General features: G+C 71.9%; 11 protein-coding genes. 6 read left to right on the forward strand and 5 right to left on the reverse strand.

Going from position 1 to position 11,400, the window contains the following annotated elements; genetic code table 11:
* Together ACFFNX_RS38630 and ACFFNX_RS38635 are read right to left on the reverse strand one after the other, a co-directional pair.
* A partial coding sequence (locus ACFFNX_RS38630) for a MauE/DoxX family redox-associated membrane protein (protein ID WP_378211066.1) occupies positions 1 to 213 on the reverse strand: 213 nt, incomplete at its 3' end.
* Complete coding sequence (locus tag ACFFNX_RS38635; protein WP_378211067.1) at positions 210 to 920, reverse strand: hypothetical protein; 711 nt, start codon at positions 918 to 920, stop codon at positions 210 to 212. The genes ACFFNX_RS38635 and ACFFNX_RS38630, both read right to left, overlap by 4 nt.
* 238 nt (positions 921 to 1,158) lie before the next feature.
* Between ACFFNX_RS38635 and ACFFNX_RS38640 the strand changes: the two genes are divergently transcribed.
* The 3 genes from ACFFNX_RS38640 (at position 1,159) to ACFFNX_RS38650 (ending at position 3,844) form a co-directional block, all read left to right on the forward strand.
* Complete coding sequence (locus ACFFNX_RS38640) at positions 1,159 to 2,421, forward strand: AI-2E family transporter (protein WP_378211068.1); 1,263 nt, start codon at positions 1,159 to 1,161, stop codon at positions 2,419 to 2,421.
* A 121-nt stretch (positions 2,422 to 2,542) separates the two neighbouring features.
* Positions 2,543 to 3,043, forward strand: a complete 501-nt coding sequence (gene dut / locus ACFFNX_RS38645) for a dUTP diphosphatase (protein WP_378211069.1) — start codon at positions 2,543 to 2,545, stop codon at positions 3,041 to 3,043.
* 3 nt (positions 3,044 to 3,046) lie between these two features.
* Positions 3,047 to 3,844 (forward strand): DUF3710 domain-containing protein, encoded by a 798-nt coding sequence (locus ACFFNX_RS38650; RefSeq protein WP_378211070.1) that lies wholly within the window; start codon positions 3,047 to 3,049, stop codon positions 3,842 to 3,844.
* 75 nt (positions 3,845 to 3,919) lie between these two features.
* Here ACFFNX_RS38650 and ACFFNX_RS38655 read toward each other — a convergent pair whose 3' ends face one another.
* Positions 3,920 to 4,990, reverse strand: a complete 1,071-nt coding sequence (locus ACFFNX_RS38655) for a YeiH family protein (protein WP_378211071.1) — start codon at positions 4,988 to 4,990, stop codon at positions 3,920 to 3,922.
* A 71-nt stretch (positions 4,991 to 5,061) separates the two neighbouring features.
* Between ACFFNX_RS38655 and ACFFNX_RS38660 the strand changes: the two genes are divergently transcribed.
* Complete coding sequence (locus tag ACFFNX_RS38660; protein ID WP_378211072.1) at positions 5,062 to 5,952, forward strand: LysR family transcriptional regulator; 891 nt, start codon at positions 5,062 to 5,064, stop codon at positions 5,950 to 5,952.
* A gap of 213 nt (positions 5,953 to 6,165) precedes the next feature.
* Here ACFFNX_RS38660 and ACFFNX_RS38665 read toward each other — a convergent pair whose 3' ends face one another.
* The gene (locus tag ACFFNX_RS38665; RefSeq protein WP_378211073.1) at positions 6,166 to 6,345 is read right to left on the reverse strand and encodes a hypothetical protein; all 180 of its coding nucleotides are present in this window, start codon (positions 6,343 to 6,345) and stop codon (positions 6,166 to 6,168) included.
* Between ACFFNX_RS38665 and ACFFNX_RS38670 the strand changes: the two genes are divergently transcribed.
* Positions 6,344 to 6,799, forward strand: a complete 456-nt coding sequence (locus ACFFNX_RS38670; RefSeq protein ID WP_378211074.1) for a hypothetical protein — start codon at positions 6,344 to 6,346, stop codon at positions 6,797 to 6,799. The two genes, ACFFNX_RS38665 and ACFFNX_RS38670, sit on opposite strands and share 2 nt — an antisense overlap.
* Before the next feature lie 36 nt (positions 6,800 to 6,835).
* Here the strand turns inward: ACFFNX_RS38670 and ACFFNX_RS38675 are convergent, their stop codons facing one another.
* The gene (locus ACFFNX_RS38675) at positions 6,836 to 7,930 is read right to left on the reverse strand and encodes a GTP-binding protein (RefSeq protein ID WP_378211075.1); all 1,095 of its coding nucleotides are present in this window, start codon (positions 7,928 to 7,930) and stop codon (positions 6,836 to 6,838) included.
* A 94-nt stretch (positions 7,931 to 8,024) separates the two neighbouring features.
* Between ACFFNX_RS38675 and ACFFNX_RS38680 the strand changes: the two genes are divergently transcribed.
* A complete protein-coding gene (locus ACFFNX_RS38680; protein WP_378211076.1) occupies positions 8,025 to 11,219 on the forward strand; it encodes a GH116 family glycosyl hydrolase in 3,195 nt (1,064 codons plus the stop codon).
* Positions 11,220 to 11,400 lie beyond the last annotated feature (181 nt).

Raw genomic sequence — 11,400 nt, forward strand, 5'->3', positions numbered from 1 at the left:
GGTGGCGACCACGTCGAAGCCGATGACCGCCCCGAGCGCCCCTTCGAGCGCCGTGACGACGACCGCGACCGGCCACCGCACCGGGCCGGGGACGACACGGTGGGCGGCCAGCGCGGCCGGCAGCGTACGCGGGGCGCGCAGGTGCCCCGCGAACGCCAGCAGGAGGACGAGCGCGACGGTGCCGGCGCACACGCCCGTGAGCAGCTCCGTCATGCGGCGACGGTCTCGACCTTGAGCGCGGCGATCCGCGCCGGGGCCTTCGTGGTCCCCTCCTCGTGCGGCAGCACGGTGACCATCGCGGACGGCGTGGCGAGCAGGAAGTAGGTGCTGTCGTCGTCGAGCGTGTCGCGGAACAGCTCGCCGTGCGGCAGCCGCGCGCCGCGCCACGAGGGGAGCCGGCGCGCGGTCGTCTTGTTGAGCGCGGTCACCTGCAGCAGGCCGAGGCCGGGCACCTCCTTGACCATCTCGCCCGGCTCGGCGATGCCCGCGCGCCTGGGGTTGCGGGAGGCGACGGTGAGGCCGTCGGCGTGCTCGGTCACGCCGAGGAGCTGGAAGAGATGGACGGCGTCGGCGGGCCTGGCGTTGTACATCGGGACGAACAGCGAGAACCGCCTGCCCTCCCAGACCACGGCGAGCAGCTGGTCCTCCAGGCCGGAGCGCTTGTCGTAGTCGGTGACCCGTATGGTGCGCAGCCGCCCGCTCGGCAGGGAGAACTCGTCCTCGAAGCGGCTGACGCCCAGGTCGCGGGTCCATCCCGCTGCCACGGAGTGCTCTCCGGAGGTCAGCTCGTAAAGCCCGCCGTCGACGGCGTACCGGCCCACCGAGGTGAACGGTTCGCCGAGGTCGAGCTCCCCGGAGATGCGGTACCGGTACCCGTCGATGGACCGGTGTACGACGCTTGAGGAACTGGCAGCGGCCATGGGTGACGCCTCTCCCGTGAGGTGCCTGGGGGCGAGGGAAACCAGGCATATATCCGTGTACGTCTGGTCCCCGGCCGTATGAGGGCCGAACCGCTGGTGCCCGTTTGTGGCCAAGTACGCCGCCAGGTCAACACCCAGGGCCGCCAAGGCGTCGTCCCGGACGCGCCGAACGTGACACGATGGGGCCGGTTCGAGTCGACACGGGGAGTTCGGGTAGGGCCAGCGTCGGAGGAGAGATGTGACGGAACGGGATCCGAGGGTGCCACCGGCACTGGCCGCCGCGGCGGCGTGGTGCTGGCGGCTCATCGTGATCGGCGTCGTGGTCTACGCGGTCGTCAACATCATCGATCGGCTGCGGCTGGTCGTCCTGCCCTGCGCGGTCGCGCTGCTGCTGTGCGCCCTGCTGCAACCGTTGACCGACCGGCTGCGCCGCTGGATGCCGTCCCTGGCCGCCACCTGGCTGACCATGCTGCTGGCGCTGGCCGTGCTCGGCGGCGTCGGCACGTTCGTCGGCATTCAGGCCAACGACCAGTTCCCCCATCTCGTCGACCGCATCCAGCACACCGTCAAGCAGGGGCAGCACTGGCTCGTCACCGGGCCGCTCCACCTGAAGAACTCCCAGCTGCAGTCGGCCATCGACGAGCTGCTCAAACAACTCCAGCAGCAGCGCGGCAAGGTCGTGAACACCGTCTTCACCGGCGCCACCGTCGCCGGTGAGGTCATCGCGTCCATCGTGTTCCTCTTCTTCGTCACGTTCTTCCTGCTCAAGGACGGGCGCGGCATCTGGAACTGGCTCATCCGCGGCTTCGGCCAGTACCGCGACCGCTTCGACCGGGCCGGCCGCGCGGCGTGGGAGACGCTGTCGCAGTACGTCCACGGCACGGTGATCGTGGCGCTCATCCACTCGGTGGTCATCGCGATCGTGCTGATCATCATGGGAGTGCCGCTGGTCGCACCGCTCGCGGTGATCATCTTCTTCGGCAGCTTCATCCCGATCGTCGGGATCCTGGTCGCCGGGGCGGTGGCGGTCCTCGTCGTCTTCAGCGTCAAGGGCGGCATCGCCGCGCTCGTCTTCCTCGGCATCCTGGTCCTCGAACAGCAGCTGGAGGGGCACGTCCTGCAGCCGCTCGTGGTCGGCCGGTGGGTGCGTTTCCACCCGCTCGCGATCATTCTCGCGATCACGGTCGGCGGAGTGGTCGGCGGCATTCCGGGCGCCGCGGTCGCCGTGCCCACGGCCGCCGTCCTCTACCGCGCCGTGCCGGCGCTGCGCGACTCCTCCGAGCCGACGCCCGCCGACGCCCCGGCCAAGCCGCCCTCCCTCGCCGGCGGCCGGTTGCGGACGGCGGGCACGCGCCGGGGCAGATCCGAACCCGACGAGGCACCGGGCTCGCCGTCGGAGAAATCCGAGGACATCCGGCCCGAGGAGACCCGATCCGAGGAGACGGCGCCCGAGGAATCCCGGCAGGAGGAGCCGCGTCCGGACGAGCCGCGGCGCACCTGAGAGGGGCCTCGGTGCGCACTCCTGGGGCCGCTGCGCACGGTGGTCACCGGAAACAGGGCGTTCAGGCGGTAGTGTCACGCCCTGTGACGTGCCGAGGGGCCCATGACGACGAGGTGAGACGTTGACCGTGGACGTACTGATCCAGCGACTGGACCCGGGCCTGCCCGCGCCCGCGTACGCGCACCCCGGCGACGCCGGGGCCGACCTGTGCGCCGCGGAGGACGTCGAGCTCGCGCCCGGTGAGCGCCAGGTGGTGCCGACGGGGATCGCGATCGCGTTGCCCGACGGCTACGCGGCCTTCGTGCACCCGCGGTCCGGACTGGGGGCTAAATTGGGAGTGACGATCGTCAACGCCCCGGGCACCGTCGACGCGGGTTACCGGGGAGAGGTCAAGGTCACCCTGCTGAACACCGACATCCGTAACACCGTCCGCCTGAAGCGCGGCGACCGCATCGCGCAGCTGGTCATCCAGCGTGTGGAGCGGGCGGTCTTCCATGAGGTCGAGACCCTGCCGGGGTCGGCCCGCGGAGACGGTGGGTTCGGATCCACCGGCGGGTACGCGGGGACAGTCCAAGGTCGCGTCGCGGGCGCGTCCGTCCAGCACAGCAGTGAAGGAGCGTGAGTCGTGTTTCGACGCCGTCGTCGGGACGATGAGCCCGAGAACGTCGAGCCGACCGACGAGGAGCCCGTCGCGGACGAGCCGGCCGAGTCCGACGAAGAGCCCGCGGCCGTGCCGCACGGTGGCCCGTGGGACTCCGAGGCCGAGGCGGTTCCAGAGATGGAGCGCGTCGACTTCGGTGCGATCCAGGTGCCCATCGGGGAGGGCATCGAGATCCAGGTGAACGTCGAGGCCGTCGAGCAGGACGCCGAGGGCAACCCCGTCGGCGGCCGCATCGTCGCGATCACGATCGTGCACGGGGAGAGCGGCCTGCAGGTGCAGCCCTTCGCCGCGCCGAAGAAGAACGGGATCTGGGACGAGGTTCGCAAGGAGACGGCCGAGGAGATCAAGCAGGCCGAGGGGGAGACCCAGGAGGCCGAGGGTCCGTTCGGCAAGGAGCTGCACGGCATGGTGCCGGTCGCCATCCCGGAGGAGATGCGCGACCAGGTCCCGGCCGAGATCGCCGAGCAGGGCTTCGGCTGGCAGCCGGTCCGCTTCATCGGCGTCGACGGCCCTCGCTGGTTCCTGCGCGGCGTGCTGAGCGGCGCCGCGCTGGAGGACTCGGAGCAGGCGGCGATCATGGAACAGGTGTTCCAGCACATCGTCGTCGTCCGGGGCGACGCCCCGATGCCGCCGCGGGAGCTGCTCGAACTCAGCCTGCCGGCCGAGGCCCAGGAGGCGATGAACGCCGAGCAGTCCGGCGAGGGCGACCGCCCGCCGCTCAACCCCTTCGAGCGCGGCCCGGAGATCACCGAGGTCCGCTGAGGCCGACGAGGATCCCGCCACCGACGGTCTCGGAGGTGGCGGGATTCTCGAACCTCCGCGCCGCCGATGCGAGGGTCAGCGGGTCAGCAGGACGCCGGCGTAGGAGACGCCGGCGATCAGCACCCAGGACGTCAGGCCCAGCAGCAGGGCGCGGTGACCGGTCCGCACCAGGAGGCGGACGCGTACGGCGGTGCCCAGGCCGAACAGGGCCGCGGCGAACAGCAGGTCCTTCACCACGCTCACGTCCCGCAGGACGTGAGCGGGCACCTTGCCGGTCGAGCGGATCACGACCATCGCCACGAAGGCGATCAGGAAGACCGGCAGCACCGGAGGGCGGCGGACTCCCGACGCGGCACCTCGGCGGGCGCGCAGGCCGATCACGGTCGTCACCGGGGCGAGCATGGCCACCCGGATCAGTTTGACCGCGATCGCCGGGACGACGGCCGCCGGACCCAGCGCCGTGGCCGTCGCGACGACCTGGCCGACGTCGTGCACGCTCGCGCCGGTCCAGCGGCCCTGGTCGTACGGGGACAGGCCGAGCAGGTGGCCCAGCACCGGCATCACCGCGATCGCCAGAGTGCCGCACAGCATGACCACCGCGACCGCCGTCGGTGCGTCGCCCTCGCGGTCGTCGCCGTCCCGGTCGCGGCCGTTCGCGCCGCCGCGCGGGCCGAGCACGCCGTCGACGGCCGCGACGGCCGACGCGCCGCAGATCGCACAACCGGCGGCGACCAGCATCGACAGCCGGTGCGGCAGACCCATCAGCCGTCCCAGCCACGGCGTGCCGAGCAGGGTCGCGAGCAGTACGGCGACGGTCATCGCGATCGTCTGCCAGCCCAGCCCAGCGATGTCGCTCAGCGAGACCTGGAGCCCGAGCAGCACCACACCCGCACGCATCAGCGTTCGCGCGGCGAACCGCGTCCCCGCCCGCGTAGCGTCGGGCAGGACTCCGGCGTTGACCGCGACGATGCCCAGCAGCAGGGCGGCCGTCAGCATCGGGATCGGGCCCGCCAGCCGGTGCACGCACCAGGCCACCACGATGCCGGCCGCGCACACCGCGAGACCCGGCACGACGTTCCACCCGCGACGCGATCCGATCGCCGGTGAGGTGCGGTGTGCGTGGGGGCGCGTCGTCGAGGTGGTCATGATCCTCAGGATCGGGCCCGTACGGAGGAGGCACTAGCAGGTGTTCCGCTGGCAGGTCATAGGGTCTCTCTATGGCTCAACGTCTGCCGGACCTCGAGGCCCTCGAACTCCTCGTCGCCGTCGCCGAGACGGGCAGCCTCGGTCAGGCGGCCGCGCGGCAGCGCATCAGCCAGCCGTCCGCCAGCGCCCGGATGCGCACGCTCGAACGCCGGCTGGGCGTCCGCCTGCTCGTACGCTCGCCCAGCGGTTCGCGGCTCACCTCGGCCGGGCTCGTGGTGACCGACTGGGCGAGGACCGTACTCGAATCCGCGTACGCGCTGGTCGAGGGCGTCTCCGCCCTCCGCGCCCGCCAGCACGGCCGGCTGCGCGTGGCCGCGAGCCTGACCATCGCCGAGCACCTGATGCCGAACTGGCTCGTCACGCTGCGGGACGTCGACCCGAACGTGCACGTCGAGCTGAATGTCGCGAACAGCGCCCACGTGATCGAGCGTCTGCGCGGCGGTGAGGCCGACCTGGGGTTCATCGAGGGCCGCGGCGCACCCCGCGACCTGCACAGCCGCGCCGTGGCACGCGACCGGCTCGTCGTGGTGGTCGCCCCGGCCCACGCGTGGTCACGGAAACGCCGCCCGCTGCGCCCGGTCGAGCTCGCCACGACACCGCTGCTGCTGCGGGAAGCGGGCTCGGGCACGCGGGAGACCCTGGAGGCGGCCCTGGCCTCGTACGGGGGACTGGCCGAACCCGCGCTGGAACTGGGCGGCACCGCACCGCTGCGCGTGGCGGCGATCTCGGGCGCGGCCCCGGCGGTACTGAGCGCCCTGGCCGTCGCGGACGAGATCACGGCGGGCCGCCTGGTGGAGGTCCCGAGCGAGCTGAACCTGAACCGCGTCCTGCGCGCCGTCTGGCCTCGCGGCCGCGAACTACCGGACGCCGCCGTACGCCTCCTCCGCGTCACCCGCGGCTGACCGTTACCCGTGCCCGGCCGCACCCCAGCGGCGGCCGTGAGAAACCCCACGCCCCGCTGACCGACCACAGCGCAAGGACCCCAACCTGTGACCGGCCGATATTTACGCCAGCGCTCCGACGCCGCAGACCTCACCCGTCGCAGTCCCCGCCTGTCGCAGTCCCCGCCTGTCGCAGTCCCCGCCCGCCCGGGGGGCTTCAGCCCACTTCCATTGTCAAGCACCGATGCCTGGATCAGGAAGGTTCAGCTGTGCCTGTGGATAATCCGACGCGGCTTGAGTTCGATCGGTTGGCGGTTTGAGGGCGGTGACGGGCTTGAGTGTGGCGGGCGGTTTGAGAATGGTGACCGGCTTGAGTGCGGCGGGCGGTTTGAGGGCGGTGACCAGCTTGAGCATGGCGAGCGGTCTGGGAATCCGGCTTGAGTGCGGCGGGCGGTTTGAGGGCGGTGACCAGCTTGAGCATGGCGAGCGGTCTGGGAATGGTGACGGTCTTGTGCGCGGTGAACGATTTGAGCGCGATGAGCGGCTTAAGGATGGTGACCGGCTTGACTGCGGTGACCAGGTTGAGGACGGTGGCGAGCTTGAGGATGGTGACGGGTTTGTGCGCGGTGACCGGCTTGAGGACGGCGACCGGCTTGAGCGTGGTGACCGGGTTGAGGACGACCACAGGCTTGAGCGCGGTGACGGGCTTGAGCAGGTGACCGGCTTGAGGACGGCAACGGGCTTGAGGACGGTGACGGGCTTGGGCATGGTGGCTGGCTTGAGCGCGGTGATCAGCTTGAGCATGGTGACCGGCCTTATCCGGTCGATGACATCCCACTGGACGCTCCCACGAACGTCGAGGCTGTGAAGTCGACGTTTCCGGTGGACCCGTGCCGAGCGTCTCTCAGCGGCCGAGTGTGATGCGGTGGGTGGGGCGTGGGTAGGCGGGGCGGAAGGCGGGTGGGCCCGGCTCCGGGGTGGTGTGCGTTCCGCAGGTCAGGTCTGCGGCGCGTACGGCGTCGGCGGTTGCCCGGTCCAAGGCCTCCGGCGTCCATGCGATCCGTAGGTTGAACGCCGCACGGCCGCCGGACGCACGTCCCGGGCCGGTGACGTCCACCCGGGGCGGTCGGCCAGTCTCTGTCAGGCTCGCCTTCGTCAGGCCGCCGGGTGTGTCCAGGCTGAGCTTGGCGTGGCCGACCAGCGCGCCGGCGGACGCGCATGCCGACGACAGTGTCGTCAGCGCCGTCGTCGCCCATCGCGCCGGGTGGAAGCCGGGCCTCGGTGCGGTCAGCGTCACCGCGTGGTTGAGCCAGGCCAGCGCCGCCTCCGCCGCGGCGTACCGGTCATAGTCCAGCTCCGGGTCCTCCTCGGTGTCGGCGACCGGATCCGCCAGGGCCGCCAGCAGCTCGGTGACCTCGTCGTTCGCGGCGGCGTACGGCACCACGCGTGCGGCCGGGTAACGTCGGCGGACGTCGGCCAGGAGGGCGGGCAGCCGGTCCTCCGGTACGGTGTCGATCTTGTTCACGGCGATGACGTCCGCCTCGGCGAGCTGGTGGGCGTACAGGTATGCCAGGTCGGACTCCGCGCCGGTGTCCCAGGCCCGGGCGAAGAGCCGGTAGCGGTCCGGGTCGACGACCGCGGTCAGCGGTGCGACGCGGAGCCGGTCGCCGTGGTCGCGGCGGAGCGGGCGGACCACGGTGGCCCGCAGGTCGGTGCAGCTGCCGACGGCCTCGGCCAGGACGACCTCGACGTCGTCGTCCAGCAGGGAGGTCACGACCGTCGCGAGGTCCTCGAAACGGCAGCAGAAGCACCCGTCGGTCACCTCGGACACGCGCGCCACCTCGGCGCGGGCGAGCCGGGTGTCGACGAGGTCGTGTCCCTGGTCGTTGGTGACCACCGCGACACGGTGGCCCTCGGCGGAGAACCGCCGGGCCGCCGCGAGCAGTGTGGTCGTCTTGCCGGCGCCGAGGAAACCGCCGAACGGGACGAACGTCGCCATGTCACGCTCCGGGAGTCGTTGACAGCGAGCCGAGGCTAACTTATTTTTCCCGAGAAATCGATTTCAGAAATCGATTTCCCAGGAGGGCGGGAGCATGAACGATCACCACGCCGACTGTTGCGGTGGCCACGGCGGAGGCGTCGGCCGCCGTGGGTTCCTCAGCCTCTCGGCCGCCGCGGCGAGCGCGGCCCTGTTCGCCGCGCACACCCGTGACGCTCTCGCCGCGGGCACGCTGCCGGACCGCTCGCTCGTCCCCGCCGCCAAGCCCGTACCCTCCGGCCTGCGCGAACGCGGCGTGCCGACCCGTTACACCGGCTCCGACCTGCGCTACATCGGCATGCCGGTGGGCGGCGGCTGCTGCGGCCAGGTCTACCTCGGCGGCGACGGGCGGCTTTGGTACTGGGACGTCGACAACGGCCCGGCCGCGCCCGGCGCCGAGGCCGGCGGCGGCACCTACACCGCGCCGCGCGACCCGTTCTTCCCGTTCGGCCAGGGCGTCGTGATCAAGACCACCGGCGACCGGGCCCGCCGCGTCGACGGCGACGGGTTCGACGACGTCGCCTTCACCGGCCGGTACCCGATCGGCCGCGTCGACTACCGCGCGAAGGAGTCTCCGGTCCGGGTCCGTCTGGAGGCCTACTCGCCGTTCGTCCCCGGGGAGACCGACGACTCGACGCTCCCGGTCACCGTCCTCGCCTACACCGTCACCAACACATCCCCGCGTCCCGTACGCGCCGAACTCACCGCCTGGGCCGAGAACCCCGTCTGCCTGCGTTCGCGCTCGCAGCAGCCGATCACGCTGTCCAGCGAGCGGGTCGGCGGTGAGGGGCTCGCGGGCGTGGAGTTCACCGCCGCCGCGGGCGAGGCGGCCCCGCCCCGGCCGGACATCGTGTTCGAGGACTGGGAGCGCACGACCTACGAGGGCTGGAGCGTGGCGGGCGAGGCGTTCGGCACCGGCCCGGTCCGCGCCGACCAGGTGCCGGACTACATGAAGCGCTTCGGTGACCTGCGCGTCTCCGGGCAGCGATTCGTCACCTCGCACAACTTCCAGGCCGCGAACGGCGACGCGGGGCGGGCCGACGCGTACACCGGCAGGCTGACCAGCCAGGACTTCACCATCGAGCGCCGCTACGTCACCGTGCGCGTGGGCGGCGGGGCCGATGCGGCGCACACCTGCGCCCGCGTCGTCGTGGACGGTGCCGTGGTCGCCTCCGTCACCGGTGACGACACCGAGCCGCTCACCGTACGCGGCATGGACCTGATCCGCCATCAGGGCGCGACGGCCCGCATCGAGATCGTCGACGAGGCCACCGGCGGCTGGGGCCATGTGAACGTCGACCAGATCGTCTTCACCGACGTGCCCCCTTCCAAGCAGCCGATCGGCACGCTCACCGACGGCGGCACGGTCGCGCTCGCGGCGCTCGCGGCGGACGCCCGCGTACGACCGTCGCTCGCGAGGTGGAGCACGTCCGAGGAGATCGCCGAGGCGGGCGCCGGGCCCGGTGAGATCGACGGCGGCCTGGGCACGATCGCCGGTGCGGTCACCGTGCCCGTCCGGCTCGGCCCCGGGCAGAGCCGCACCGTACGGTTCGCCTACGCGTGGTACTTCCCGGTGCCGGACCGCGCCGCCCTGTCGTTCCTGTCCGGGAGCGCCACGCTGCGCCGCCACTACGCCGAGCGGTTCGACTCCGCGGCCGATGTCATGCGCCATCTCGCGCGGGAGGTCGAGCGGCTGGAGACGGCCACCCGGCGCTGGGTGGACACCTGGTACACCGACGCGACACTGCCGCACTGGTTCCTCGAACGCACGCTCGCCACGGCGTCGACGCTGGCCACCTCCACCTGCCTGAGGTTCGCCGGCGGCCGGTTCTACGCGTGGGAGGGTGTCGGCTGCTGCGCGGGCACCTGCGAGCACGTGTGGAACTACGCGCAGGCGATCGGGCGCCTGTTCCCCTCACTCGAACGCGACACGCGCGAACGCGTCGACCTGGGCGTCGGCTTCCACCCCGGCACCGGAGAGATCGGCAACCGGGCCGAGGCCGACATGGGCTGGGCCACGGACGGCCAGTGCGGCACGATCCTGCGGATCTACCGCGAACACCAGATGACGCCGGACACGGCGTTCCTGCGCCGGGTCTGGCCCCGTGTCAAGCAGGCGCTGGGCTGGGTGATGAGCCGCGACGACCGGCAGGACGGCACGCTCGAAGGACCGCAGCCCAACACGCTCGACGCCGTCTGGTACGGCGAGATCGCCTGGATGACCGGCATGTACGCCGCGGCGCTGTACGCCGGAGCGGAGATGGCCGACGAGGTGGGCGACACGTCGTTCGCCAAGCGGTGCCGTACGCTCGCCGACTCCGGCTGCCGCTCGATCGCCACCGACCTGTGGACGGGGGAGTACTTCATCCAGATCGTCGACCAGCACCATCCCGAGGCGGCCAACACCAACATCGGCTGCCACATCGACCAGATGTTCGGCCAGAGCCTGGCGCTCCAGCTCGGCCTGCCCCGCGTGTTCCCCGAGGACAAGGCGAAGACCGCCCTGGCCAGCGTCTACCGGTACAACTTCGTGCCCGACCCGGCGGCGTACCGTACGGACCATCCGCAGATCCCGGGCGGCCGGTGGTTCGCGGCGGCGCACGAGCCCGCCGTGGTGATGACGACCTTCCCGCACGGCGGCGCCGACCAGGCGAACGGCGACCCGCCGACCTGGTCGGCGAGCTACTTCAACGAGTCGTGGACCGGGCAGGAGTACCAGGTCGCCGCGCAGATGGTCTACGAGGGGCTCGTCGACGAGGGCCTGACGATCACACGCGCGGTCCACGACCGATACGCCGCGGGGAAGCGGAACCCGTACAACGAGATCGAGTGCAGCGAGCACTACGCGCGGGCGATGGCGGGCTACGGCGTCTACCTGGCCGCGTGCGGTTACTCCCACCACGGCCCGGCCGGCCGTCTCGGCTTCGCGCCGAAGGTGCGACCGGAGGACTTCGCCGCGGCTTTCACCGCCGCCGGAGGCTGGGGCCTCTACCGGCAGCGCCGCGACGGGCATCGGCAGACGTGCGAGGTCGAGGTACGGCACGGCGAGGTCACCGTCCGCGCCTTCACGCTCGAACTGGCCACGCCACCGGACCCCGCCCGGCTGAGGGTCACCGCCCACGGCCCGCACGGCGACGTGGGCGTCGGGCCGGTCCGCGTCGAGGGCGCGACCGTGGAAGTCGCCTTCACGGCCCCCGTCGCGATCGGCGCGGGCCGCCGCCTCCGCGTCGAGGCCGCCGGCGGCCGGTAGGCCGTGTTTCGAAGTCCCGCCGTCCGGGACACTCCCCGCCCTCCCGGACACTCCCCGCCCTCCCAGGCAGTCCCCGCCCCCAGACACTCCCCGCCCCCAGACACTCCCCGCCCTCCCAGGGCAGGGTTCCGGCAAAGTCGGGTGTTGCTGGTCAGGTGGTGATTCCGAGGAGTTGTAGGGG

Source organism: Actinoallomurus acaciae, assembly GCF_042429965.1.
In the GTDB taxonomy this organism is placed as follows: Bacteria; Actinomycetota; Actinomycetes; order Streptosporangiales; family Streptosporangiaceae; genus Actinoallomurus; species Actinoallomurus acaciae.

Bases quoted from the DNA above. Each gene is read 5' to 3' on its own strand.
- ACFFNX_RS38635 (WP_378211067.1), bottom strand. From the start codon at position 920: ATGGCCGCTGCCAGTTCCTCAAGCGTCGTACACCGGTCCATCGACGGG.
- ACFFNX_RS38655 (WP_378211071.1), bottom strand. From the start codon at position 4,990: ATGACCACCTCGACGACGCGCCCCCACGCACACCGCACCTCACCGGCG.
- ACFFNX_RS38660 (WP_378211072.1), top strand. From the start codon at position 5,062: ATGGCTCAACGTCTGCCGGACCTCGAGGCCCTCGAACTCCTCGTCGCC.
- ACFFNX_RS38670 (WP_378211074.1), top strand. From the start codon at position 6,344: ATGGCGAGCGGTCTGGGAATCCGGCTTGAGTGCGGCGGGCGGTTTGAG.
- ACFFNX_RS38665 (WP_378211073.1), bottom strand. From the start codon at position 6,345: ATGCTCAAGCTGGTCACCGCCCTCAAACCGCCCGCCGCACTCAAGCCG.
- ACFFNX_RS38675 (WP_378211075.1), bottom strand. From the start codon at position 7,930: ATGGCGACGTTCGTCCCGTTCGGCGGTTTCCTCGGCGCCGGCAAGACG.
- ACFFNX_RS38680 (WP_378211076.1), top strand. From the start codon at position 8,025: ATGAACGATCACCACGCCGACTGTTGCGGTGGCCACGGCGGAGGCGTC.